At 69.5% G+C, this 23763-nt stretch carries 22 protein-coding genes and 1 pseudogene; 14 read left to right on the top strand and 9 right to left on the bottom strand.

Annotated elements, in window-relative coordinates:
• Window positions 1–54: 54 nt before the first annotated feature.
• Window positions 55–948 carry a helix-turn-helix domain-containing protein gene (locus OHS57_RS01400; RefSeq protein ID WP_328580654.1) on the bottom strand — a complete coding sequence of 298 codons (894 nt, stop codon included), beginning with the start codon at window positions 946–948 and terminating at the stop codon, window positions 55–57.
• 106 nt (window positions 949–1054) lie between these two features.
• On the opposite strand from OHS57_RS01400, the gene OHS57_RS01395 reads away from it, so the two are divergent.
• Window positions 1055–1975, top strand: coding sequence for an alpha/beta hydrolase (locus tag OHS57_RS01395; protein WP_328580653.1), 921 nt, complete (start codon window positions 1055–1057; stop codon window positions 1973–1975).
• A gap of 89 nt (window positions 1976–2064) precedes the next feature.
• On the opposite strand, the pseudogene OHS57_RS01390 reads toward OHS57_RS01395, so the two are convergent.
• Window positions 2065–3162, bottom strand: a pseudogene (locus OHS57_RS01390) (glycoside hydrolase family 76 protein); the annotation flags it as partial.
• 695 nt (window positions 3163–3857) lie between these two features.
• Here OHS57_RS01390 and OHS57_RS01385 point away from each other — a divergent pair.
• The 4 genes from OHS57_RS01385 (at window position 3858) to OHS57_RS01370 (ending at window position 9312) form a co-directional block, all read left to right on the top strand.
• On the top strand, window positions 3858–4049 hold the full coding sequence (locus tag OHS57_RS01385) for a hypothetical protein (RefSeq protein WP_328580652.1): 192 nt from the start codon (window positions 3858–3860) through the stop codon (window positions 4047–4049).
• 80 nt (window positions 4050–4129) lie between these two features.
• The gene (locus tag OHS57_RS01380) at window positions 4130–6475 is read left to right on the top strand and encodes a GH92 family glycosyl hydrolase (RefSeq protein WP_328584984.1); all 2346 of its coding nucleotides are present in this window, start codon (window positions 4130–4132) and stop codon (window positions 6473–6475) included.
• Window positions 6476–6664: 189 nt separating this feature from the next.
• Window positions 6665–7918: an alpha/beta hydrolase family protein gene (locus OHS57_RS01375; RefSeq protein WP_328580651.1), complete on the top strand. Its 1254-nt coding sequence runs from the start codon at window positions 6665–6667 to the stop codon at window positions 7916–7918.
• Between the two features lie 86 nt (window positions 7919–8004).
• Window positions 8005–9312: a phthiocerol/phthiodiolone dimycocerosyl transferase family protein gene (locus OHS57_RS01370; RefSeq protein WP_328580650.1), complete on the top strand. Its 1308-nt coding sequence runs from the start codon at window positions 8005–8007 to the stop codon at window positions 9310–9312.
• Between the two features lie 180 nt (window positions 9313–9492).
• On the opposite strand, the gene OHS57_RS01365 is transcribed toward OHS57_RS01370, so the two are convergent.
• Window positions 9493–10158, bottom strand: a complete 666-nt coding sequence (locus OHS57_RS01365) for a nitroreductase (protein ID WP_328580649.1) — start codon at window positions 10156–10158, stop codon at window positions 9493–9495.
• Window positions 10159–10401: 243 nt separating this feature from the next.
• Between OHS57_RS01365 and OHS57_RS01360 the strand changes: the two genes are divergently transcribed.
• Window positions 10402–11142, top strand: coding sequence for an alpha/beta hydrolase (locus tag OHS57_RS01360; protein WP_328580648.1), 741 nt, complete (start codon window positions 10402–10404; stop codon window positions 11140–11142).
• Between the two features lie 282 nt (window positions 11143–11424).
• On the opposite strand, the gene OHS57_RS01355 is transcribed toward OHS57_RS01360, so the two are convergent.
• Together OHS57_RS01355 and OHS57_RS01350 are read right to left on the bottom strand one after the other, a co-directional pair.
• On the bottom strand, window positions 11425–11787 hold the full coding sequence (locus OHS57_RS01355) for a sialidase family protein (protein WP_328580647.1): 363 nt from the start codon (window positions 11785–11787) through the stop codon (window positions 11425–11427).
• Between the two features lie 10 nt (window positions 11788–11797).
• The gene (locus tag OHS57_RS01350) at window positions 11798–12904 is read right to left on the bottom strand and encodes a hypothetical protein (protein WP_328580646.1); all 1107 of its coding nucleotides are present in this window, start codon (window positions 12902–12904) and stop codon (window positions 11798–11800) included.
• A 302-nt stretch (window positions 12905–13206) separates the two neighbouring features.
• Here OHS57_RS01350 and OHS57_RS01345 point away from each other — a divergent pair, with 302 nt between their 5' ends.
• The 7 genes from OHS57_RS01345 (at window position 13207) to OHS57_RS01315 (ending at window position 20183) form a co-directional block, all read left to right on the top strand.
• On the top strand, window positions 13207–13746 hold the full coding sequence (locus OHS57_RS01345) for an RNA polymerase sigma factor (protein ID WP_443043040.1): 540 nt from the start codon (window positions 13207–13209) through the stop codon (window positions 13744–13746).
• Complete coding sequence (locus OHS57_RS01340) at window positions 13743–14543, top strand: hypothetical protein (RefSeq protein WP_328580645.1); 801 nt, start codon at window positions 13743–13745, stop codon at window positions 14541–14543. The genes OHS57_RS01345 and OHS57_RS01340 overlap by 4 nt, the downstream gene beginning before the upstream one ends.
• A gap of 23 nt (window positions 14544–14566) precedes the next feature.
• Complete coding sequence (locus OHS57_RS01335) at window positions 14567–15361, top strand: ATP-binding cassette domain-containing protein (protein ID WP_041999719.1); 795 nt, start codon at window positions 14567–14569, stop codon at window positions 15359–15361.
• Entirely contained in the window at window positions 15358–16668 is a 1311-nt protein-coding gene (locus OHS57_RS01330; RefSeq protein ID WP_328580644.1) for a hypothetical protein, read from the top strand. The genes OHS57_RS01335 and OHS57_RS01330 overlap by 4 nt, the downstream gene beginning before the upstream one ends.
• A gap of 8 nt (window positions 16669–16676) precedes the next feature.
• Entirely contained in the window at window positions 16677–17261 is a 585-nt protein-coding gene (locus tag OHS57_RS01325; protein ID WP_198533490.1) for a hypothetical protein, read from the top strand.
• Between the two features lie 199 nt (window positions 17262–17460).
• On the top strand, window positions 17461–19611 hold the full coding sequence (locus OHS57_RS01320; RefSeq protein WP_328580643.1) for a glycoside hydrolase family 97 protein: 2151 nt from the start codon (window positions 17461–17463) through the stop codon (window positions 19609–19611).
• Window positions 19608–20183, top strand: a complete 576-nt coding sequence (locus tag OHS57_RS01315) for an NPCBM/NEW2 domain-containing protein (RefSeq protein WP_328580642.1) — start codon at window positions 19608–19610, stop codon at window positions 20181–20183. The genes OHS57_RS01320 and OHS57_RS01315 overlap by 4 nt, the downstream gene beginning before the upstream one ends.
• A 206-nt stretch (window positions 20184–20389) precedes the next feature.
• Here the strand turns inward: OHS57_RS01315 and OHS57_RS01310 are convergent, their stop codons facing one another.
• The 4 genes from OHS57_RS01310 to OHS57_RS01295 all read right to left on the bottom strand — a co-directional run bounded on the left by OHS57_RS01310 (window position 20390) and on the right by OHS57_RS01295 (window position 22788).
• Window positions 20390–21589 (bottom strand): JmjC domain-containing protein, encoded by a 1200-nt coding sequence (locus OHS57_RS01310; protein WP_041999731.1) that lies wholly within the window; start codon window positions 21587–21589, stop codon window positions 20390–20392.
• 94 nt (window positions 21590–21683) lie between these two features.
• The gene (locus OHS57_RS01305) at window positions 21684–21857 is read right to left on the bottom strand and encodes a hypothetical protein (RefSeq protein WP_157874494.1); all 174 of its coding nucleotides are present in this window, start codon (window positions 21855–21857) and stop codon (window positions 21684–21686) included.
• A gap of 240 nt (window positions 21858–22097) precedes the next feature.
• Complete coding sequence (locus OHS57_RS01300; RefSeq protein WP_328580641.1) at window positions 22098–22385, bottom strand: hypothetical protein; 288 nt, start codon at window positions 22383–22385, stop codon at window positions 22098–22100.
• A 19-nt stretch (window positions 22386–22404) separates the two neighbouring features.
• Window positions 22405–22788 (bottom strand): hypothetical protein, encoded by a 384-nt coding sequence (locus OHS57_RS01295; protein ID WP_328580640.1) that lies wholly within the window; start codon window positions 22786–22788, stop codon window positions 22405–22407.
• 227 nt (window positions 22789–23015) lie between these two features.
• Between OHS57_RS01295 and OHS57_RS01290 the strand changes: the two genes are divergently transcribed.
• Window positions 23016–23744 carry a response regulator transcription factor gene (locus tag OHS57_RS01290; protein ID WP_328580639.1) on the top strand — a complete coding sequence of 243 codons (729 nt, stop codon included), beginning with the start codon at window positions 23016–23018 and terminating at the stop codon, window positions 23742–23744.
• Window positions 23745–23763: the final 19 nt, after the last annotated feature.

Below are 23763 nucleotides of genomic sequence, written 5' to 3'. Positions count from 1 at the left end.
ACTGCGGCAGCATCGTCCTCGGGCCGTCGTACGACTACGCCGGGGCGGTCTTCGTCAGGTCGTCGGCTTCGAGGCGGCCGTGGGACCAGTCTCGGTCCCGGTGTCGTCGCGGGCTGCCCAGGAGGCCAGAATGCGCAACGCGTCGTCCGACGCGGTCCCCGGTTCGGCGGTGAGCACCATCAGCCGCTGGCCGCTGCCGTCGGGGCTGGCCCAGGTGTCGCAGTCCAGGGTGAGGCTCCCGACGACCCGATGGTGGTAGTGCTTTGTGCCGTAGGTCGCCCCGTTGACGCGGCGATCGGCCCACCATGTACGGAAGTCGGGGTCGATGACGGCGAGGTCGCCGACCAGCCGCGCGAGCTCGGGGTTGTCGGGGTCCGAGGCGGCCTCCATGCGCAGCGCGGCGACAGCGTCGCGAGCGTCGTGTGCCCACTCGGTGTGCAGCGCGCGGATCACGGGATCGGTGAAGACGAGCCGCACGTAGTTGCGCTGCCGCGGCGGGATGGCGTCGAAGTCGGTGAACAGCGCGGCGGCTGCGGGATTCCAGGCGAGCACGTCCATGCAGGTGCCGAGCACGATCGCCGGCGTGCTGGTCAGGCTGTTGAGGAGGCGCCGCATCGCCGGGCGCGGGCTTTGGCGGGTGCGCCGGCGCCGCGGCCGTGCGTCCGTCTTCCCGGCGATCTTGTACAGGTACGCCTGCTGGTCCTCGTCGAGCCGCAGTGCGGCGGCGACCGTGGCGAGGACGGAGGCGGACGCCGGCACCCGTCCCTGCTCAAGACGGGTGTAGTAGTCGACGCTGATCGCCGCCAGCCCCGCGACCTCCTCGCGACGGAGCCCCGCGACCTTCCTCGGCCGTCCGCTCTCGGGCAGGCCGACCGAGCGAGGTGTCAGCTCGGCTCGGCGCGCCTTCAGAAAGGCGCCGAGTTCGCCGGTGTCATGGGCAGGCGTCATGCACACCATTGTGCGCGGCAGGACGCTTCGCGTGGGAGGGCACGATTGTTCCGGGGGAAGGAATCCGCCGCTTGTGCGTCCGCTTCACCCGTTCGACGCTGGGATCATGAACAGCACGGATGTCACCTTTGACAGTGCCGGCGTCCCCCTTGCCGGGCGCCTCCACCTTCCCGACGAAGAAGCCGTGGCCCCCCGGCCCGCGATCGTGGTCGGCCACCCAGCCGGCGGAGTGAAGGAGCAGACCGCCGGCCTGTACGCCGCAAGCCTCGCCGAGCGGGGCTTCGTCACGCTCGCCTTCGATGCCGCGTACCAGGGCGAGAGCGGCGGACAACCGCGCGGTCTTGAGGATCCGGCGCATCGCGTCGAGGACCTCAAGGCGGCGGTGTCGTTCCTGAGTACCCGGTCCGAGGTCGACCCGGAACGCATCGGCGCTCTCGGCATCTGCGCCTCCGGCGGCTATGTCGTGCCGGCGGCGGCCACCGATCACCGTATCCGCGCCGTCGCGACCGTCAGTGCCGCCGACATCGGTCGCCAGTTCCGCGAGGGCGCCGACGGCACCCAGGACTCAGCGGTCATCCAGTCGATGCTGGATGCCGCCGCGCGCGCCCGGACGGAGGAAGCGAGCGGCGGCGGCGTCGGCAGCTTTCCGATCTTCCCCGCGACCGCCGAGGAGGCGCGGGCGCTGGGCGGGCAGCACGGCTTCGAGGGCTTCGACTACTACCGTACGGACCGCGCCGGGCATCCTCGTTCGGCTAAGGAGTTCACCTGGTCGAGCGTCGACCGGATCGCCGCCTTCGAGCCGTTCCGTTTCATTGCCATGATCGCGCCGCGCCCCCTGTTGATGATCGCCGGCGGCCAGGCGGTCACCCGGCACATGACCACCGAGGCGTTCGACAGCGCGCGGGAACCCAAAGAACTGTATTGGGTCCACGGAGCCAGCCACGTTGACCTGTACGACAGGCCGGAGTACGTCGGCCCGGCGGTCGAGGAACTCACCGGCTTCTTCGGCGCGCACCTCGCCGGCTGACCGGCCACGCGCGCGCCCGAGCCCTCGCCGCACTGAGCGCGGCCCGATCCCGCGCCAACGCTCACACCACCGAGTTGACGCTTCGGCGGTTATTTCTGTGTGGCGGCATTGAGCAGGTCGAGGGCACTGTGCTGGCAACTGTGGTTGGACTCCGTCAGCGGCCCGTTCCAGTGCGACCCGTAGATGTCACCGTCAGCGCGGTCCTTGGTGTAGGCCGCGTCTGCCTGACGGTCCAAGTAGGCGGTGTACGGGTGATCGTCGAGCCCTCCGTTCAACGCCCCCAGCCCGCGTACGTATGCGCCCTTGAACGAAGCACCGTCGCCCTCGCATCCACCCTCGTTGTTTTCTCGCAGGATGCCGTCGGGGTTGAGGCCGGCCGCTGTGGTGGACGCGTCCGCCAGCGTTCGCGCGCTGTCCAGGAGACCGTTGTCGCCGGTCGCCTTGTTCAGCTCGCTCAGTCCTCCGAGCACGACACCTTGGTTGTAGGTGTAGGTGGGCTGGCCGTTGTTCTTGCAGTCGTCCCCGAGCCCGTCGTTGATCAGGTTGGAGCCGTTGATCATTCCGCTGCCCTTGAACCAGTTCCACTCGTCCTGGGCGCTGTTCAGGTATGTGGTGTCACCGGGGATGCGGTTGTGCAGCGCGGCGGTGAGTTTGAGGTACAGCTCGTTGGTCACGGCGTTCTTGTAGGCCTCGTCCTCCTTCCACTGGACTCCACCGCCGCACTTGTCCGTCCAGTAGCCGGCCATGTGATCGGCGTCGGCGCGTGCCGTGTCGAGATAGCGGCTGTCGCCGGTCTGGTCGTACGCGGCGACCCAAGCCAGCCCCCACCAACCGGTATCGTCGAGAAACTCGTTGGTGAAGTCGCCTCCTTGCGCGTCCACGTTCTTGTCGTAGGTCTGCGCGATGGCGCTCTCGTACGTCGTGTCTCCGGTGACCTGCATGTTGTTGATGAGGGCGGTGAGGGCGTTGGCGGACGTCCACCAGCCGCCGCCGTCGAACAGCCCGGTGTCGTTGTCGTACATGGTCATCAGGCCCGCCGCAGCGGCCGTGCTCCTGCTCTCTGCCTGCGCGTCGGCTGCCTGCGACAAGGGAGCTGTACTGAACACCAGGCCGCACAAGGCAACGGACGCACCCAGTACTTTGCGGGGGAAGTTCATCGTCACTCTCCATCCGCGGTCAGGCCGCGGCGACTCGGGACTTGTGGGGGGAACGTGCTCGGCGGAGGGCCGGTGCCGGCGTCGTGGCGGCGCGGGCAGGACAACGGGCCCTCTGGGCAATGACGCTGGTCGGTCGCTGACGTCGGTGGTCACGGCTCAGTGGTGCCGTCACCCTCGACCCTGGCACCCGTGGCCAGTGGCATTGACGCACGTCTGATCCGGCCGGGCATGCAGAACTGTGCCGTACATGACAACGTTGTCGAGCCCTTGACGTATGCGGTCATGACCCGTTCTGGCGGGATTCGCGAGAAGCTCTCGAAACTCTCCAGACGCCGGACGCACACTTCATTGGTACCTGGCGAATGCACTTCGAAGCTAGCCAGCCGTCGTGGCCACGTCAATGGCCCGTGCAACTGGTCGGACCTATAAGGGGGTTGCTCCGGTCGACGAGATCTCCCGCCGACGTGACGCCGTGTCGTGAGCCCCGTGGTGGGAGAGGGTGTGACGACCGGTCACTCCAGCCGGCCCGCTCGGCGAACCACCGGCCGTTCGCGCTGCGGTCGCGGGTTGAACCGCAGCGACTGCTCCGAGGTATCTCGGACGTATCGGCGGATCGAGACTGGGGTTGTCATGGCCCTTGCGAACTGACGCGAGTGCGTGTGAAATCGTTTGGAAATGTTCGAAGTTGCTGTTCCCTTCTGGAACCCGAAGGAGCCTTATGGGCAGTGTCATGGCGGGCGGCGCCCGTACCGAAGAGGTGCCGCTCACGTTCCTGGGGGGACGGCACGTACGCCGTGGACGTGGTCGGGGACGGCCCGGACGGGCTGGTGGGGGAGAGCCGCGAGGTGACGTCCCAGCACGCCCTGAGGCTGGACATCCCGGCCGATGGCGGGGTCTCTGCCGCCGCCACGACCTGAGATTTACCGAACTGCCTTCGACATGATGACAACGTTGTCAATGGTGTTGTCGGTTTTCTGCCTACTGGAGGTCCCCCATGATGAGATGGAGTCGACGCTCGCGCCTGCGCACCGCAGGGGCATTGGCCGTCGCGGCGCTGTTCGGCGGGGCGTTTCTGTCGCCCGTCGCCCAGGCGGATGTGCCGCATGCCGGCCGCCTCACCGATCTGGTCAACTCGTTCATCGGCACCCAGAACGACGGCAACACCTATCCGGGAGCGGCGGTCCCGTTCGGGATGGTGCAACTCTCGCCGGACACCGGGCACAACACCGGTTACGACTACACCCAGAACCAGATCCGCGGCTTCTCCATGGTCCACCTCTCCGGAGTCGGCTGTGGCCTCGGCGGCGATCTTCCGGTGCTGCCGACGACCGGCGATGTCACGGAGACGGACAACGCGAAGTATGCCGCGACGTTCAGCCACGACGACGAGAAGGCCGGGCCGGGATACTACGCGGCCGGGCTCGACAGCGGAATCAAGGCCGAGTTGACGGCGACCAGTCGTACAGGGGTGCAGCGCTACACCTTCCCGGCCACCACCAAGGCCAACGTCCTGCTGAACGCCGGGCAGTCGCTGCACAAGACGGTCTCCACCAAGGTGGAGATCCTGAACTCCAGGACCGTGCGCACCGCGATCACCGGCAGCGGCTTCTGCCAGGACACCGTCCCGTACACGGTCTACACCGTCACCCGCTTCGACCGGCCCTTCACGTCCTCCGGTACGTGGAAGGACACGACCGTCACCGCCGGATCGAAGACGTCGTCCGCCACCACCGGCGGCAACGGCGCCTACGTCCGATTCGACACCAGCAAGGACCGCACCGTAGAGGCGACGACGGCCTTGTCATACGTCGACGCCAAGGGGGCTGCCCTGAACCTGGCGGCCGAAGGCGGACGTACCTTCGACAACGTGCACAAGGCCGCGCAGTCCACCTGGGAGAAGCGGCTCGGTGACGTCAAGGCGCAGGGCGGCAGCGACACGCAGCGCCGCACATTCTACTCATCGCTGTACCGGTCGTTCCTCGCGCCGAACGTAGGCAACGACGTGGACGGGCGTTACACCGGCTGGGACCAGAACATCCATCGGGCCAGGGGCTTCACGTACTACCAGAACCTCTCGCTGTGGGACACCTACCGCACTCAGACGCAGCTCCTGTCCCTGCTCGCGCCACGCGAGACCCGGGACATCGCCTTGTCGACGATCCAGATCGACAAGGACAGCGGCTGGCTCCCCAAGTGGGGCTACGGCACGGTCGAGACGAACATCATGACCGGCGACCCGGTCACCCCCTTCCTCACCAACGCCTACCAGCAGGGTCTGCTGAAGGGCCATGAGGAGGAGGCGTACCGCGCCCTGAAGAAGAACGCGGACGGTGTGCCGCCCGCGGATTCACCCGCCGTGGGCCGGGAAGCCAACAAGGAGTACCTCGCCGACGGGTTCGCCCCGTACATCGCAGGGCGCGAGCACGTCAAACCGGGTGACTCGGACTACGACCACGGCGCTTCCGCGACCCTGGAGTACGCCCTCTCGGACGCGATGCTCGGGCAGATGGCCAAGGACCTCGGTCACCGGGACGACGCGAAGCGCTACACCGAGCGGGCACAGAACTACCGGAAGATCTTCGACAGTTCGACGGGCTTCTTCCGCGCCCGGGACGCCGCCGGAGCGTTCACCGGACCTGCCGATCCGGCCGAGAGCGAAGGATTCCACGAGGGCACGTCCTGGCAGTACCAGTGGATGGTCCCGCAGGACCTGCCGGGCCTCTTCGGCCTGATCGGCGGCACGGACGCGGCGAACAGCCGGCTCGATTCCTTCTTCGCGTACGACCAGTTGCTGCAGGATCCCGGGAAGACCGCGCGCGAGGTGTGGGTCAACGGCCCGTACGACTACTACAACGCGGACAAGTACAACCCGCAGAACGAGCCCGATCTCATCGCCCCGTACACCTATCTGTCGACCGGCCAGCCCTCGAAGACCACCGACGTGGTGCACGCGGCACTGACGCTGTTCACCGACGCGCCGACGGGTATGACCGGCAACGACGACCTCGGAACCATGTCCGCGTGGAACGTGCTCTCCTCCATCGGCATCTTCCCGATCCAGCCCGGCACCGACACATGGGGCCTCTCCACTCCCGTCTTCACACGTGTCGACCTCACCCTCGACAGGCGCTACTACCCGAAGGGCAAACTCACCGTCCGGGCACCCGGAACCTCGGACACCAACCGGTACATCCAGTCGGCCGGCACCGACGGCAACGACCTGAAAACCACGTATCTGACCACCGAAAGCCTGCGCAAGATCTCCGACCTGTCCTTCAAACTGGGGGAGGCACCGTCCTCCTGGGGCACGTCCAAGGACGCGGCCCCGCCCGCGCTGAACTGATCCGCATCCGAAGCCGGTGTCTCGGAGTCCGGCGGGGGAGCCGCATCGCCCCGCCGGACCACGGCGTCTTCCCCGGTCGCGATCCTGAGCTTCCGGGCGGTGCAGCGCCGTGCGTCAGGTGATGCGGGGGAGGACGGCGTCCTTTTCGGTATCGCGTACCGCCGACCGCCGAAAAGGGGATGTCTGTCCATGCTCAGTCGCCGTACCACCCTGCTGTCCGCACTCGCTGCGGGTGCCGGAGCCCTCTCCGTCTCCGCCGCGTCCGCTTCCGCTTCCGCGTCCACTGCCTCAGCCGGTTCGGGGGCCGCGCGGTTCAACCTGCCCCGGCCGAGCGGACCGTGGCCGGTCGGCGCTTCGGCGTACCGTCTCGTCGACGAGACCCGCAGCGACCCCTGGGTCACGGCGCCCCCGTACCGGGAGCTGATGGTGAGCGTCCGCTACCCCGCCGCCCGAACGGCCGGGATGCCCGCCGCGCCGCAGTTCCTGCCCGGCGAGGCGGCCGGTTTCGCCGCCGCCAACAACCTCTCCGGCGTGCCCGGCGACGCCGTCGACTGGGCCGCCACCCGCACCCACGCGCGGCAGGAGGCACCGGTGGCGCGGCAGGGCGGCCCGTTCCCCGTGGTCCTGTACTCGCCGGGAGTGCTCGACCCCCGCTCCCTCAACAGCACGCTGTGCGACGACCTCGCCTCGCGCGGGTACGTGGTGGTCACCGTCGACCACACCTACGAGGCGACCGCCGTGGAGTTCCCCGGCGGCCGGGTCGCCACCACTGTCATACCAGCGGAGTTCGCCGCGACGGGACAGGATCCGGTGAAGGTCATCGCTCTGCTGGAGAAGGTCACGGCCGTCCGCGTCGCGGACACCCGCTTCGTACTGGACCGGATGCCCGCGCTGCTGCGCCGCGCGGTCGGTGGCGCGGCCGACCCGCACCAGGTCGGGATGTTCGGACACTCCGCCGGGGGCTTCACCGCCCTTGAGACGATGTACGAGGACAGTCGGATCCGGGCCGGCGTGAACCTCGACGGCGTCCTCGCCTACGTCACGGACGACGCTGATCCGGGAAATCTGTCCCCCGTTGCCGCGCACGGCCTTGACCGCCCGTTCCTGCTGGCCGGCAGCGACACCGACGACCTCGACACCGAGCCCGCCTGGGCCTCGCTGTGGCGGCGCAGCACCGGCTGGCACCGTGGCTTCCGCCTGGAAGGGGCCGCGCACGCCTCTTACACGGACGTCCAGAGCATTGTCCCGCAGCTCGCGAAGCCGCTGGGGCTTTCCGTACAGACCGTCGAGAGCAACGTGGGGACGATCTCTCCGCGTGCCTCGATCGCGGCCCAACGGGCCTATCTGGCGGCGTTCTTCGACCGCCATCTCCGCGGGAGGCCCGACCGGGGCTTGTTCGACATGCCGTCGGCGCGCTATCCCGGGGTGCACCTTTTCAGCTGAGCCGCGACGGCACGACGAAGCCCGGAGCTCGCGCCCTCCCCCTGAACACGGTGTTTGGCGTTCGCTCCCGCGTGCAGATGTATCCGATGACCACCACGACGGAAGACAGCAAAGAGACGATCCTCCGCCCCCTGGGCGCCAACGAACACGTCGTCGACTACTACATGCACCGCAACCCGACGCAGTTCTCCCTGGTCGCCGAAGTCACCACGCCTGTCACGGCGCAGACCTTGGGGGCGGCGCTGAAGCAACTCCAGCAGCGGCATCCGCTGCTGGCCGTCGCCGTCACGGACTCGGCCACCCCGGCGGCGGCCTTCCGTAAGACGGACCGTGCGGTCCCGGTCGAGGAGCGGCCGGCCGGTACGCCGTGGCAGGCCGTCGTGGCCGACGAGCAGACCAGGCCCATCCCGCCGGAGCCGGGGCCGCTCGTGCGGGCCGTTCTGGTGCCCGCCGAGGCCGGCAGTACCGTCGTGCTCACCTTCGCCCACCAGATCTCCGACGGGGTCGGCGGCCTGCAAGCCTTGCTCGACCTGGTCTCCGTCCTGGACGGCGCGACGCTCGCGGCCGGCGATGTCCCCCAGCCGCAGGAGGAGTTGCTTGCCCGCCAGGGTGTGACGCGGGCCGACGCGCAGGCGGATCCCGGTACGCAGCAGTCAGCGACGGCGGCTGGCCGCGCCGCGCCGGACGGCGGCGCCGCCGCGCCGCCGGAGGCTGACGCGCGCATGGGCGCGACCGGGGAGCTGTTGCCGTTCACCGGCCGTACGCCGCATCTGACGTCCCTCGCCCTGGACAGCGGACTCACCTCCCGGCTGGTCGCCCGCGCCCGCGGCGAGCAGTCGTCGGTGCACGCGGCGCTGTGCGCCGCCGCCTCGCTGGCGTTCCACCGCAGGGGACGGGAGTTCGTACGCGTCCTGAGCCCGATGGACCTGCGGCGGGCGGTCGGCCGCCCTGCCGAGACCGTCGTACGCTTCGCCGGTGCCAAGACGGCCAGCGACGGCCGCGACGGCGACGACCTGTGGTCGCTGGCCCGCAGCCATCACCGGGCACTGTCCGCCCAGCGCACCCCGCAGGCCATCGCCGAAGGGTCAGCTGTCCTCGCGGAGCAGGCGCCGGACAGCCCCGAAGGTGTCGAGGCGATGATGGCCGCCGCTACCGCCGCCGACATCCAGATCACCAACCTCGGCGTGGCACAGCCCCACGCATCCGGTACGGGCATCCTCGCTGCGCTCTGGGGCCCCGCCCAGCTGACTCAGCTGCGCGGCGAACACCTCCTCGGCGTCGTCACCGTCAACGGCCGGCTCCGGATGACGGAACTCACCCACGACCCCCTCGCCGGACTCGTCACCGAGATCGCCACGCTCCTGGCCGAGGCGTGCGCCGAGCCGAATACGTAGCCGCGTACTGGCGTACGGACCTGCGCTCCGCACCGCGTACCGAGCGCATGCGGCGACCAGTCGCAGGGACGCGTCGACCCGCCCCGGAGCGAACAGAACGGCGCGACGACAGTGCGCAGCCCCGCCAGGAGCCACGCGCCGTTTTGCGCCGTCCGTCGCCGGCGGTCCGCCGCCTGATCGTCACGCTCCGACGAAACTCACCGTCTCGGTCAGGTCCGCCCGCCCGGTTCGCAGCCGGGGCGCGCCGTCGTTCTCGTATCCGACCGCGACACCGCAGACGAGTACGAGCCCGTCATCGGCGCCGACCAGCCGGCTGACCGTCTCGCGGTACATCGTCCACATCACCTGCGGGCAGCTGTGCACCCCTTCCGCCCTGAGCAGGAGCATGACCGTCTGCAGGTGCATCCCCGCGTCCGCCCACTGCCCGGGTCCCATCGTCCGGTCGACGTAGCTGAACAGCACGGCCGGAGCCCCGAACGCCTCGGAGTTCAGGACAGCGATCTTCTCGGGCCTGTCGGGGTCGTCCCGCGCGATCCCCAGCGTCTGGTACCGCTGGGCCGCCGCTGCGGAGAAGCGGTCCAGATACGGCGACGTCAGCTCGGCCGGGTACATCGGATACTCCCGCTCGTCTCCCGGGTCACCTGCCCGCGCTCTGGCCGTCGCGCGCCGTTTCAGTTCGGCCAGGGGCTCGCCGGTCACCACGTACACATGCCACGGCTGGAGGTTCCCGCTCGACGGAGCCCGCGCCGCCGCGGTCAGCACGCGTTCGAGTATCTCCTTGCGTACCGGCTCGTCGCTGAACGCCCGTATCGCCCGGCGACTTTCCACTGCTTCGTAAACGTCCACGCTGTCGCGCCTCCCGTTCCATGGCGGGACAGCCATCTTTCCCGTTCTGAGATCGCCGGAACAGAAAATGGCCCATGCTGATGGGCCGACCACTGCTACCTTTTGCGGAGGCCGTGCGAGAGATCGAGGAGGTGGTACCCGTGAACGCAGTATCGACATGGGTGCTCCCCTCCGGGGTCGCGGTCGGGCGATAGACAGGTCGTCCGGGAGCGCCGTTGCAGCGCACTCCCGAAAGGCTCGACCATGCATGTCACTTCCGAGCGACGCCTCGACGACGGCGTCCTCGAACGCGAATTCACCCTCGGCGAGATCCCCGGCATTCTGTGGATGCCCTCATCCGCTTCCGCTTCCGCTCCGGTCCCACTGATCCTGCTCGGCCACCCCGCGCTCGGGCTGCGCAAGATGTATCCCCGGCTGGTGGCCCGGGCCCGGCACTCCGCGGCGGCGGGCTTCGCCACGGCCACCATCGAGCTCCCCGGGAGCGGGGACCGGCCCCGTTGGCCCGCCCTCGACCAGGCCCGCGCCGACCTGCGCCGGGCGATGCAGGCCGGCGGGCCGGTCGGCGACGAGATTGTCGACGCTCTCGTCCTCCCGCTGGTCGACAAGGCGGTCCCGGAATGGCAGGCCGCGTTGGACGTCTTCCTGTCGCTGCCGGAGATCGGCGGTCCGGTCGGGTACTCGGGGGGAGTGATCTCCATCGGCGTCCGGCTGGCGGTGGTCGAGCCGCGCATCGTGGCCGCCGGTCTGTTCGCGGGGAGCCTTGTGCCCCGCGTGATGTTCGAGGAAGCCCGGCAGGTCACCATTCCGCTGCATGTCCTGCTGCAGTGGGACGACGAGGGTAACGACCGGCAGGCAGCCCTGGACCTGTTTGACGCCTTCGGTTCCGAGGAGAAGTCCCTGCACGCCAATATGGGCGGTCACACCGGCGTCCCGCAGTTCGCGGGGGACGCCGCGGCCCAGTTCTTCACACGGCACCTGCTGTGACGCCGGACCGTCGGACGGCAGCAGACAGTAACTGATACCGGCGGCACACCGCTTCGTCAGGGACGGGTCCCGGCCCTCTGCAACCGTCTGCACGGCGGGCCCCTACCGAACTCTCGGTAGGGGCCCGCGCTGCCTCACGTATCCGTCTCCGGCCCGACCACAGGCGACAGGATGTCGCCCATGGTTCCGGACCGGGCGAGGTGCGCCGGGTGGTCGAGCGCGCCTCGCTAGCTGCACCGGTTCAAAAGGCTGTTCGCCTTCTCGTCCACGGGGAGTGGGCGGTCACTTGGCGGTGCCCGAGACGTCGAGCTTGCCCACCATGATGTGCATGGTGTCGGCTTCCCAGACGACGTAGAACTTGCCTGGTGCGTACTCGTCCGCCATCGGGTACGTGTCCCAGTCCGCACCGTCGGGCTGGGCTGGGTCGTTCAATACCGTGAAGAAGTCCTCGGCGATGTTGTGGCTCGGCAGGGCCGGGTCTTCTTTGAACGGACCCCAAGTGCGCCCGCCGTCCGAGCTTGTGGCCTTCGCGGCGTTGCCGTTCGCGCGGGCGACCATCACGAGGTCTCGGACGTCGCCGTTGCCGTCGTCGTCCTGAGAGACGGCGATCTGGTTCTCACCCGGCAGCGTGGGCGCCGTGACCATTGCCGGCCGGTTAGAAGAGGTCGGCCGAGGTGCCCTCCATGAGGTTCTGGAGGATGGTGCGCAGCCACGGGCTGCGCACGGCCGGTAGCCGGACCAAGGTGTGCTGGAACGTTCCCCGGTCGGTCCGGAAAAGGTGGTTGGGGAGCAGCGGGAGCGGGTCGTCGCGGAGGACGTCTTGGGGTATGCGGCCCGACGCGGGAACCGGCACGTACGGCTGGGGAGAGACCAGCCACAGCCACACACCCAACGGCAGGGGTACCAGGTATGCCGGCGCGATCGGGCTGGCGGGGGTCCAGGTCTGGCCCGTCTGGGGATGGACCGGTACGAGGAGGATGCCGACGCCCGCGTCCGGGGAGGGCTGTCCCGGTCCAGCCAGGACGGCGCGCCGCTTCGGGAGGCTTGGCGGCAGCAGGGCGTCGAGTGCGCGTTGGAAGACGTCCGTGGTCAGACCGCCCGGGACCTTCACCGGCTGCCCTTGGGAGGCAACCAGGAGGTGTGCGAGCGCGTGGCCGGCTGCCGCCTCCCACTGCGGACTCCACGACCAGTAGTGGTTCGAGCCCAACCGTCCTCCCCACGTGGCAATCGGCTCGAACGGGGGCGTTTTCTCACCCTTCTCTGCCAGCTCCGCCCAGGAGAGCGGCGCGGCGTGGATACCGTCAACGGGGACGCGTCGCACGGCGTCCGAGCTGAGCCGTACCGTCTGCCAGAGCGAACAGTCGTCGACCCTTGTCGCCACGGGGAGGTTGCATGCCTCGCAGGCCATGTTGGGCCCGTCGGCCCCGTCGAGGCCGCAGCAGGCACCGCCGCGCTTCTCGGGAATCAGCCGGGTCCCACGGATATCACCGGGCGCGATGACACTCGCCCCGGGTGTGCTGTCGGACAGCGCATAGTCCGGCGCGTAGATGCCGCGTGCGTCTGCCTCGCCCGGCTCGATCTCGTCCCACATCCGCCACGGCCCTCCCCAGGGGTCCGGGTCCACGGCAAACGTGCCTGACTGCATGAGCACCGGCAGCTGGGTCCCGTTCCCGTACTTCTGACGGGCGTGAACCGGCAGTGAGACCTGGGACAGCGGGGCCGTCAACTCGGCGCCGCATCCCGCACACACGAAAACGAACAAATGTCCTCCGCCTGCCGAAACAGACGCATCCTCGCAGCTCGCCGGCAGCCGGCCAACTTGTTTTCTCATCCGTTGAGGGGCGCCGCTCTCGGTGAGGATGAGTTCGACATATGTGTCGATGTCGTGGTCGCCGGCAAAATGGCCGGCGCCGGAGGACCGCTCGTACCGGTCACGGCGAGCAAGGTCGGGGCGCAGCCGTAAAGCTTCATCCCCAACCACGCGGAGCGCCGTGCTCGCGGTGAGCGCCGGAGCGGCCGAGAACCTGATGCGGCCGTCGGGACGTCTTGCTGGGTGTGAAAGGCATAGCAGACCTCGACGAGGCAGAGCTCGTGCGCCGCGTCGCCGGCGGCGACCGCGCCGCGTTCGACGAGTTGTACCGGCGTACCTCGCCCTGGCTGGCGGTGCGGCTCCGCCGCCGGTGTGCTGACGAGGACGTCGTCGCCGACGTACTCCAGGAGACCTACCTGGCGCTCTGGCGGGCGGCCGGTAGTTACGCGGGTTCCCTGACCGGGGGCAGCGCGGTCGGCTGGCTCTGGACGATCGCCGCGAACCGTCTCGTCGACGCGTTCCGCAAGCGCGCCAGGCAGGAGCGGCTGCCTGCTGTTGACCTGGTCGAGCGGACCGTGCCGGCCGCCGAGGACGAGGTGCTGGCGAACCGCGTCGACCAGAACCTTGAGCAGGCGTTGCTGCGGCTGCCACCGGAGTTGCGGCAGGTGTTGCAGGCGATGGTGCTCGACGATCTGTCGGTCCGGCAGACGGCGGTGCTGCTCGGCGTGCCGGAGGGCACGGTGAAGACCCGCGCGCGGCGGGCCCGGATCGCGTTGCGGGAGACGCTCTCATGACTCATCCCACTGCCATGGTTCTGGCCTGTTACGCGCAGGGCGGGCGCGGACTCGACGACGCCGCGCTCTGGTCGGTCGAGATCCATCTCGACGCGTGCGCGCGGTGCCGTGAGTGCCTGGCCCGAGAAGTCACTCCCGCCACGGCGGAGTTGCTCGACCGGGTCGCTCTCTCGCTCGACCAGGCGATCAGTACGAGCCCGCTGCCGGCTCCGCGCCGCACACGTGCCGGGGCTGCTCACCGACGCCTGTTTGTCCGGACGTTGCTGCCCTGGCTCGCGATGACGGTCGCGGTGCTGGGCTGCGGCGTACTCCTCGACTTCGCTGAACCGGGCCTGCCGTCGCTCGTGTTGCTGCTGGCTCCGGTGGCTCCGCTGCCCGGCGTCGCGGTGGCCTGGAGCCGACGGACCGACCCGGTCTGGGAACTGATCGCGACCACGCCCGCGGCCGGCCTGGCCATGGTGTTGCGGCGCACGCTCGCGGTGCTCGTCGTCGTACTTCCGGCGTTGCTGGTGGCGGGGGTGAGCACCGGAACCTCACTGGGCCTTGTCCTGCTGCCGTGCCTGGCGTTCACTGCGGCCACCCTCGCGCTCGGCGCCTTTATCGGCGTCCGGCGCGCGGCTGTCGGACTCGCGGTGGCCTGGTGCCTGTCGGTCCTGCTGCCGAGCGTCGCGACCGGATCGCTGTCCCCGGTGCTGCGGCCGGGCAGCAACGCCGCCTGGGGGGCGGCCGTCGTTGCCCTCGCCGTGACCGTCCCCCTCGCCGGCACTCGCTTCCGCCGCCTGACCAGCGGCAACTAGATCCCCGAGCAGGAGAAAACACCATGCGACTGGTGAGCGCTGCCGAAACAGCCCCCACTCTTCATCCCTGGCGGGTCCACGCGCGTGAGCTGCGGGTCCGGGCCGGCCGGCACTTGGCCGTCGATGGCCTCGACCTGGCACTGAAGACCGGAGTTCACGGTCTGCTCGGCCCGAACGGTGCCGGAAAGACGACGCTGATACGCGCGCTGTCCACCGTCGTCAAACCAGCCGGCGGCTCGTTGACGCTGCTCGGCGCGCAGGTCGACGGCCGCGCCGACCTGCGGCAGGTGCGTCGCGGACTGGGTTATCTGCCGCAGCAGTTCGGCTTCTACCCACGTTTCACCGTCCGCGAGTTCGTCGCGTACATGGCCTGGCTCAAGGAGATGCCCAAAGCCGCGGTACCCGACGCCGTACAACGCGCGATCGAGCGGGTGGGGCTCACCGGCAAGGCCGAGACCAGGATGAAGGCCCTGTCCGGCGGCATGCTGCGCCGGGTCGGCATCGCCCAGGCCGTCGTGAACGACCCCGAGTTGCTGCTGCTTGACGAGCCCACCGTCGGACTCGACCCCGAACAGCGGCTCGACTTCCGCGACTTGCTGCGTGACCTCGGCTCCGACAGCTGTGTGCTGGTCTCCACCCACCTCGTCGAGGACGTCGTCGCCGCGTGCACCGACGTCATCGTCATGAGCGACGGCCGACGACTCTTCCAGGGCACCCCCGACGACCTGATTGCCCTCGGCGGGCAGGACGAAGCGGGCGACAGTCCGGCGGAGCGCGGGTACTCCGCGCTTCTGCGTCAGCACAGGAGCAACGCATGATCCGTATCCTCGGCATCGAGCTCCGGCGGTCGGTAGCTCTCGGCGCGGCGCTGCTGATCGCCGTCGGCGGCACGATCGTGCTCCAGGCCACCACGGGGCGATGGGCCACCGGGTGGATGGCGCTGGTCATGACTCAGCGCGAATACCTCGCGGTGATGTCGCCCCTCGCGATGGCCGCCGGTGCGTGGCAGTCCTATCGCGAACACCGGGCGAACGTCGCCGAGTTGTTCGCCAGCGCGCCGCGCCCGCGATCTCGGCGGATCGTGCCGATCCTGGCCGCGACCGGGCTGACGGTCCTCGTCGCGTACTTGGTCACGCTCCTGGCGGCGGCCCCACGGATCGCCGGCACGGCACATTATCTGCCGCCGGCCGCGCTCGCCGTCACGGCCGTCGGGCTGATCACGATGATCGCCTCGGTCTGGGTCGGGCTGGCCGTCGGACGGCTGGTGCCGGCGCTCGCCACCGCACCCGCGTTGGCCGTGGTCGGCTACATACTGCAGGTCCTCGCGCCCCATCTCCTTCCGGACCAGGGGTTCGTGGTCGCGTTTTCGCCGAGCATGGGGATGAGCCGGTTCAGCGACTACGACACCGTCGGAGGCGGAGTCAGCGGTGCCCAGGCTCTGTGGATGGCCGCAGTCGCGGTGGCCGGCGTCATGCTTTTCGCCGTCCGGAACCGTAGGCTCGCGTTCGCCGCACTGGTGCCGCTGGCGATCGGCGCGACAGTCACGGCCCTGGTCGCGCCGACCGGCGCTGCCTACGACCGGCAGACCCTCGACCCGGTCGCCCAGGAACTGGTGTGCACCACGGACACTCCGCGTGTCTGCGTCAGCCGGGCGCACGAAGGTGTGCTGCCCGAGGTGGTGCCCAAGGCCCGGCAGGCGTTGCGACTCCTGCCGGCGACGGGCATCGTCGCGGCACACGAGGACACGAGCACCATCTTTCCTCCCACCTCGCCGGGGCCGCAGGCCGGCACCGCGCTGATGGACATCACGCTCGACAAGCACGGCCATCTCGCCGACCCGGGCCAGTTCCTGCCGAGGATGCTCACCGAGGTGTTCGCCACCCCGATCAGCTGCGCGGAGACCCGGGACATCGATCTCGCCAGCGCTGCCGCCTTTTGGCTGCTCGACCGGGAGCCGGTCGCCGGTCTTAACGGCTTCGACTTCGACGAACCGGAGACCGTCACGCTCTGGAAGGGGCTGAAGGCCCTGCCCCCGGCCGAGGCAGGCGGCAGGGTTGCCGCCGTCCACCGGGCCGCTCAGAAGTGCCAGGACACCAGCGGCCTCCTGACCCGAAGTGCCCGATGAGAGGCATCATGCTCTACGTCCGCTCGCGCCGGGTGCCGACGGCGCTCGGCGCGGTGGTCTCGGCGACCGCCCTGGCATGGCTGCCGGCGGCGGTCTTCAGCGACGCGGGCGAGGTGAGCAGCACCGTACTCGCCCTGACCGTGCTGCTCCTCGTGGCCGCTGTCACCTCGACCCTCGGCGGTCCCGACGACACGCTGGACCGCACAGCGGCGAGGCCGTGGGGGTTGCTGCGGACATCGCACCTGGCCGCGGCCTTGGGATGCATGCTCATGGTCCTGCCGGCCACGCTGCTCACCGCCACGCGGTTCGGACCGTTCGGATCCGTCGTCCGCGACACGGCCGGTCTGCTGGGCCTGACCGCCCTCGCGGCGGCCGCGACCGGCAGCGCCAGGGCGTGGTTCCTGCCGCTCGGGTGGACGCTCGGCGCGACGGCGTATCCGGGCACAGGTACCGCGGGTGAAGCACTGACCTGGCAGACACAGGCATCTGACAGTTCACCGGCAGCCGTGGTTGCGGCAGTGCTCGCCGCCGTTGGCCTCACCGTGTACGTGAGGTGGGGCCCACGCCCGCGAACGTCGTCGGAGAACGTCTGAGTGGGCGGGCTTCGACGGCGCGGGAAACCGCAGCGAAATCGGTCCGGACTCTTGACTGTGATGTTGGAGTCCGGTGATATGCGATGGAAAACATTCGAAAAAGTTTGCTGTTGTTCAACTGGTGACTGTCGAAGCTGTGATGGACGCTGAACGGCGTTCGGCTCGCGCGGCGTTCGGCGGTTCAAGACGAGGGACACACATGCGAGGCAGACGAGAAGGACTCTGGCGGGCGGTGACCGGCGTGGCGCTGTCGGGGCTGCTGGGCAGCATGGTGGTTGTGGCAGCCGCCGCACCGTCCACCGCCGTGCAGACCCCCGCGAGATCCTGGACGGTGAACGGGCCAGGCGATTCGGCGCTCAACGCGGAACTCGACCTCGACCCCGCGGGCGAACTGCACCTCGCGGTGGACCGCGACAAGGTACCGGCGCTGCTGCCGGGCCGGCTCGGAATCCGTACCGACCAGCACGATCTGACGACCGGGCTGCGGCTGGTCAAGACGAGTGAGCGCACGGTCCACGAGTCCTACAACACCACCACAGGCAAGCAACTGCGGCGTTCGGCCACGATGCGGGAGGCCACGTTCACCTTCCGCGGCGCCGACGGCGCGCGGCTGGGCGTGGTGGTACGCGTGTCTGACGACGGCGTCGCCTACCGCTACCTGCTGGATGACCAGGGGCCGGTGACGGTGACGGGTGAGGCCTCGACGTTCGAGCTTCCGACGGACGCCAAGGCCTGGGTCCAGCCGTACTCGAACAGCTACGAGACCGAGCGGACCGAGACCACCGCGGGCGCGGCCAACGAGGCGCAGCCGCAGCAATGCGGCGGTGACACCTGTTCGTTCGGCTTCCCGACGCTGTTCGAGGTGGGGAGCACCTACGTGCTCCTGACGGAGGCGGACGTCGACGGCCGGTATTCCGGCAGCCATCTCGACCACGTGGCGGGCGGCTCCGGCTACTCGGTCGCACTGGCGGACGACACCCCCGTGACCTCCCAGGGGCCGCTCGCGACGCCGTGGCGTACCGCGATCGTGGGGAGCCTGGACACGCTGGTCGGCTCCACACTCGTGGACGACCTCGCGCCGCCCGCGAAGGTCAAGGACACCTCGTGGATCCGGCCGGGCGTCGACGACTGGTCCTGGCTGAGCGAAGGGTCGAGCCCCGGTGACTTCGACCGGCAGAAGGACTTCGTCGACTACGCGGCCGAACACGGGCTGCAGTACACGCTCGTGGACGCCGGATGGCAGGCGAGCTGGGTCCCGCAGCTGGTCCGCTACGCGCGGGCCAAAGGCGTCGACGTGATCCTGTGGTTCGCCTGGACCGACCTCAAGACACAGGAGCAGCGCGACAGTTGGTTCGCGAAGATCAAGGGGTGGGGTGTCGCGGGGGTCAAGGTCGACTACATGGACTCCGACTCCCAGTCGACCTTCCAGTGGTACGACGCGATCCTGCGCGACACCGCTCAGCAGAAGCTCATGATCGACTTCCATGGCGCCACGATCCCTCGTGGTCTGCAGCGTACGTGGCCGCAGGTGATGAGCGTCGAGGCGGTTCGCGGGGAGGAGAACGGCCAGAGCCCGACCCGCGACATCTTCCTCGCCTTCACCCGCAACATCGTCGGTTCGATGGACTACACCCCGACATGGTTCTCCCGACCGGGCCGCAAGGACTCCCTGGCGCACGAACTGGCGCTGCCCGTGGTCTACGAGTCCGGCTGGACCAGCCTGGGCGACAATCCAGAGGGGTTCGCCGCGCAGCCGGTGGCCGAGCGCTACCTCGAACAACTCCCCACCACCTGGGACGAGACGCATCTCGTCTCGGGAGGACCCGGCCAACAGCCCGTCGGTGACCGGCAGGCAGTCATCGCCCGCCGCAACGGGGACCGCTGGTTCGTCGGCGGCATCCTGGCAGGCGCGAGCGACACGATGAAGGCGCCACTCACCTTCCTCGGCAAGGGCACGTGGCTCCTGGAGACCATCGGCGACAGTGACGGCCAACTGCGGCGTACCGTCAGTACGGTGACCGACAAGAGTGTCGTCTCGGTCCCCGCGGCCGCAGACGGCGGTTTCGTAGCGCTTGCCTGCCCCGCCGCCAAGGGCCGCACCAGCTGCGATCAGCCCGTCGTCACCGCGCCCGACACCTCCCTGACCCTCGACCCTGCGACCACGACTGTCAGCCCAGGAGCTTCCGCCGGCGTCGACGCGACGTTCGTCCTCCCGAAGGGCTCCGCACTGCGGCAGGTGCGTATGACGCTGGACCGCGACCGGCTCCCGGTCGGCTGGAAGGCCACCGCCGCGACGTCACCGCCGCCTCGCTGCGCGCGGGCAAGGCGCTCAGCGGCCACTGGACCGTGACGGTCGGCAAGGACCAGCCCGGCGGCGAGGTCGACGTGCCTGTCGTGGTCACCTACGCCAACCCGGCCGGGGGAAAGGCCCCGCCGGTTCACGTCGAAGACGTCGTACGGGTCTCCGTCCCGTTGCACGGCACGGTCTACGCCAGTGATCAGCCGTTCCTCACCGAGACCAACGGCTACGGGCCGGTGGAGCGGGACCAGTCCAACGGCGAGGCCGGCGGGCAGGACGGGAAGCCGCTGACGATAGGCGGGACCGTGTACGCCAAGGGCCTCGGCATGAACGCGCCGGGACAGGTGCAGATCGACCTCCAGGGCCGCTGCACCCGTCTTGAGGCCCATGTCGGCGTCGACGACGAGACGGCAGGGCAGGGGAGTGTCACGTTCACCGTCCTTGGTGACAACGGCCGGCAACTCGCCGCCACCGGAGTACTGAAGGGCGGCGACAGCGCGGTCGACCTGACCGTCGACGTCACCGAGGTGCACACGCTCACCCTCTCCGCCGGAGACGGCGGCGACGGCAAGAACTCCGACCACGCGGACTGGGGTCTGACCCAGCTGACCTGCCAGGACTGAAACAGCGGCACAGAGACGGACACCGTAGGCGGACCACGGCGACAACGGCCTGCCGCCCATGGTGGAACCAAAATTGCCCGGTTGGCATCATCCTGCGGCGCAGGCGCAGGCGCAGGCGCGCTAAGGGCAGCAAGGACAGACGCAGGGGCCGGTGCGCGGCGCACAGCCGTACCCGCACCGGCCCCCGCGGTCCCGGACTCCGGCGGTCAGGCGGTCGCGTCCGGTACGAGGCCGGCGTAGCCCGAGGACAGCTCGGGTATGAGGGGTGCGCACCACTCGTGCGCCACCAGTGTCTCGGCCAGTGCGTGGACGTGGTCTCCCACCACGGCCGCCGCCTGGTCCAGACGCACCGGTCGGCCGCTGAGCAGGAGGCGCAGGGCCGGCAGGGCGGCGGCCTTGAACGTGAGCTTCTTGCCGGACGAGAACACCTCGGCCGTACCGCCCAGATCACGCAGCCGGGGACGGAACTCGCTGACGCAGACGACGGATTCGAGTCGCCCGAAGGTCTCCAGGAAGGGGACGTGCCGGGCCGGGGCCGCCTCCTGCTGGCGCGCCGCCAGGAAGTCGGCGGGAGCACGGGAACCCACAAGCCGAACGGCCTTCTCGACGAGCTCCCGGTGCTGCTCCGATCCCGGTGCGAGGTCCAGGTCGCGGCGGAAGAGTTCGTCCTCGCGGGACCAGTCGGCGAGCCAGGCCAGCCAGGACGCCCCGCTGCGCACGCCGAACCCGACCGTCATGTGCAGGCTGTGCCCCGAACTGCGGCCGCTGCGACCGGCCTTGTGCCAGTAGCCGCGGGGGATGTGCATGACGTCGCCCGGATTCATGGTGCCGGTCCACAGGACCTCCTCGCCGGCTTCGTCGTTGTCCGCCGCATCGCGGTGGAGCGGCGCCGCGCGCGACGGACCCCGCACCTCCCAGTCCTTCTGGCCCGACAGTTGGATGGCGAGGACGTCGTGCGCGTCCCAGTGGAGGCCGAAGCCGTCGGCGCCGTTCGTGGTGAGGTAGGTGTTGATGTTGACGCTCTCGCCCGACCACCACTGCAGCGCCCGGCAGGCCACTTCCAGTGTGGGGTCGAAGACGTTGGCGCGGTCCAGCACCATCGTCACCCCCTCACGCAGAAGGCTGCCGAGGCGGTGCGTGTTCACCAGGCCGACGGTCTGGTCGGCGCCGCCCGTTTCCGGTGTCAGGTACGCGCTGGGGTGCAGCTCCTGGCCGTCCCGGAAGCAGCGTATCCGCGGACTCGCCAGGCTCCGCCGCATCGCGAGGTCCAGGAGCCGGGTGGGGGTCAGCAGGCGCGGTGTCAGCACCGGGTCACCGAGTCCGCCCCGGGCGAACCCGGCGCCGAGGTGCCGTGGACCGTCCCATTTCAGCGCTTCCTCGATACCGGTGACGAGTCTGTGCTCCACTGCTCCTCCTGGCGTGCGAACGGTGTCGGCCTCGTGCCGGGGCCGCGCAACCCCCCGGCTGCGCGGCCCCGTTGTGGTCCTGCGAAGCCTGCTCTCAGACGCGGTGAGGCGCCCCGGTCCGCGGGCTCAGCGCCACGACACCCCAATCGAAGTCGTTCGCCGTGGCGCTGAGCGGGTCGGCGCCGTCGGAGCGGTCGCGCACGCTCCCGAGCACCTCCACCGCTACGAGGAGGCTGTCACTGCTGAAGGTGGTCTCTGCATTGCTCACGCCGGTCACTCCATCCGGTCAGCGGCTCGCTCGGAGGCGAGTTGTCCACCCCGTTGTTACCCGCAGGCCCAAAAAAGGTTCACGGGTGTCGCCGACGGCCTCGACGGTCAGGAGATGGTCGAGCACGTCGGCCTTACTGGGCGTCTCAGATTGCCAACTGGCCTCCTGGCTCAGACGGCGCTCAGCGGTGCGGCCCGGATGGTGCCGCACCGCGTCGTGTCAGGCTGGATGTGTTTCTGCTCAGGTCCAGAAGCGCCCGTGGTTCGGGCACGTCTGACCGGTACCGCCGCAGGTGTTGCAGGTTTTGCCCTGCTGCCCGCGGCAGTAGGGGCAGTTGACGACGGCGACTTGGTCCTTGCGGCACTTGGCGCCGCTGCCCGAACGGCCCGCGCTGAACAGGCCGCCGCCGGTCGTGACGGTCCAGTCCTTGCCGTGCCGGGGGCACCGGAGCCCCGAGGTGCAGCGGCCGCACCCCCTCGAACAGCACCGCTCCAGCTGCTGACCGCACCTGCACTTCGTCTCGCTCATCGCTCTTCCTCCTGCGGTGTCAGGCAATGGTCCAGCCGCGCGTGCGCACGCTGGACCGCTGGAACGCCAGCGACAGGCCTCCCGTCAGGCCCATGGCGTTGCCCATCCAGCGGGTAATCGCTCCCATCCGCCGGTCGAAGTACGCCTCACCGGTGCAGCCGCCGGTGGTGGGCGTGAGGTCGACGTAGAACATGAAGTACGTGTCGATCTTGTTGCCCGCGATTACTGTCAAGCCGCTGCTGTCGAGGCGGCTCAGGTGGACGCCTGCCTCTACCCCGGGTTCCGACACGGTCGGCGAAGGGATGCTGAGTTGCTCGGCCACGCCGCTGAAGAGGATCTGCAACGTGTCTTCGACCGAGTGCGGCGAGTCGAAGCTGCCGACGCGCTTGGTGAACCTGCCCATGAACATCCTCCTGAAGTGATGGGGTACGCCCTCGGCTCCCGTCCCTCCGTCCGCCGTGGCGGCGAACAGGCCTGCGAGTGGGGCCGGTTCACACCTTCGCCCTGAAGCCGGGGGCCCGTCTGTCCCCGGCCATGGGGACAGACGCCGGGTACGCACGGGTGGTAGACCTGTTTGCGGGCTGTCGAGTCCGGCCGGGTGGCCGACGGGCCGCGGGGTGAGGAATCGTCATGAACGACACGCACGGATCGCCCGCTGACCGCCAAGCTACGACCGGACCGCGCCTGGCTGCGGTCGACGATCACCGCGTCATCCTCCATGGCATCCAGGCATGCCTCGCCGGGGAAGCACCCGAGATCGACTGGGTGGGGAGCGCCGTGAACGTCGATGCACTGCCGTCCAGGGTGACTTCGCTCCCGTCGGTCGTCCTTCTGGACATCGAGCTGAACGACGGCAGCGACGTCGCCGCCAACGTGCGGCGCCTGCGTGAGTGGGGTCCGCAGGTCGTGCTGTTCAGTCGCGAGCACCGCCCCGTGGTGGTGCGCCGGGGTGTCGAGGCAGGGGCGCTCGGGCTGGTGCTGAAAGAAGACCCGGACGCCCAACTCGCCGAAGCCATCAGGGCAGCGCACGCGGGCAAGGCATATGTGTCCAGTCGGCTGGCCCATCAGATCGTCCACGACCGGCGGGGAAAGGTGCGGTTGAGCCCCCGGCAACTGGAGGTGCTGGAGCTGCTGGCCCGCGGACTCAAGCCGACGGTGATCGCCCGTCGCTTATACATGACCGAGGAGACGGTCAGGACTCACCGCAGGAGGGCCATCGAGGCGTTCGCCAAGGACGAGGGAACCCGCCCGGCCAGCACCTCCGAGCTGGTGTACCGCTCGATGGTGGACGGCCACATCGACCTCGGCCCGAGCGACCCCGGCAGACCCGGCACGTCGTCCCCGGACGCCGACAGGTGACCCGACGCGGCAATCATCG

It is taken from the genome of Streptomyces sp. NBC_00370 (assembly GCF_036084755.1).
Lineage (GTDB): Bacteria > Actinomycetota > Actinomycetes > Streptomycetales > Streptomycetaceae > Streptomyces.
This window is presented reverse-complemented; position numbering and strand designations above follow the sequence as displayed.

Coding starts and splice junctions, on each gene's coding strand:
- OHS57_RS01400 (WP_328580654.1), bottom strand. CDS start 948: ATGACGCCTGCCCATGACACCGGCGAACTCGGCGCCTTTCTGAAGGCG.
- OHS57_RS01395 (WP_328580653.1), top strand. CDS start 1,055: ATGAACAGCACGGATGTCACCTTTGACAGTGCCGGCGTCCCCCTTGCC.
- OHS57_RS01380 (WP_328584984.1), top strand. CDS start 4,130: ATGAGATGGAGTCGACGCTCGCGCCTGCGCACCGCAGGGGCATTGGCC.
- OHS57_RS01375 (WP_328580651.1), top strand. CDS start 6,665: ATGCTCAGTCGCCGTACCACCCTGCTGTCCGCACTCGCTGCGGGTGCC.
- OHS57_RS01370 (WP_328580650.1), top strand. CDS start 8,005: ATGACCACCACGACGGAAGACAGCAAAGAGACGATCCTCCGCCCCCTG.
- OHS57_RS01360 (WP_328580648.1), top strand. CDS start 10,402: ATGCATGTCACTTCCGAGCGACGCCTCGACGACGGCGTCCTCGAACGC.
- OHS57_RS01355 (WP_328580647.1), bottom strand. CDS start 11,787: ATGGTCACGGCGCCCACGCTGCCGGGTGAGAACCAGATCGCCGTCTCT.
- OHS57_RS01340 (WP_328580645.1), top strand. CDS start 13,743: ATGACTCATCCCACTGCCATGGTTCTGGCCTGTTACGCGCAGGGCGGG.
- OHS57_RS01335 (WP_041999719.1), top strand. CDS start 14,567: ATGCGACTGGTGAGCGCTGCCGAAACAGCCCCCACTCTTCATCCCTGG.
- OHS57_RS01330 (WP_328580644.1), top strand. CDS start 15,358: ATGATCCGTATCCTCGGCATCGAGCTCCGGCGGTCGGTAGCTCTCGGC.
- OHS57_RS01325 (WP_198533490.1), top strand. CDS start 16,677: ATGCTCTACGTCCGCTCGCGCCGGGTGCCGACGGCGCTCGGCGCGGTG.
- OHS57_RS01320 (WP_328580643.1), top strand. CDS start 17,461: ATGCGAGGCAGACGAGAAGGACTCTGGCGGGCGGTGACCGGCGTGGCG.
- OHS57_RS01300 (WP_328580641.1), bottom strand. CDS start 22,385: ATGAGCGAGACGAAGTGCAGGTGCGGTCAGCAGCTGGAGCGGTGCTGT.
- OHS57_RS01295 (WP_328580640.1), bottom strand. CDS start 22,788: ATGGGCAGGTTCACCAAGCGCGTCGGCAGCTTCGACTCGCCGCACTCG.
- OHS57_RS01290 (WP_328580639.1), top strand. CDS start 23,016: ATGAACGACACGCACGGATCGCCCGCTGACCGCCAAGCTACGACCGGA.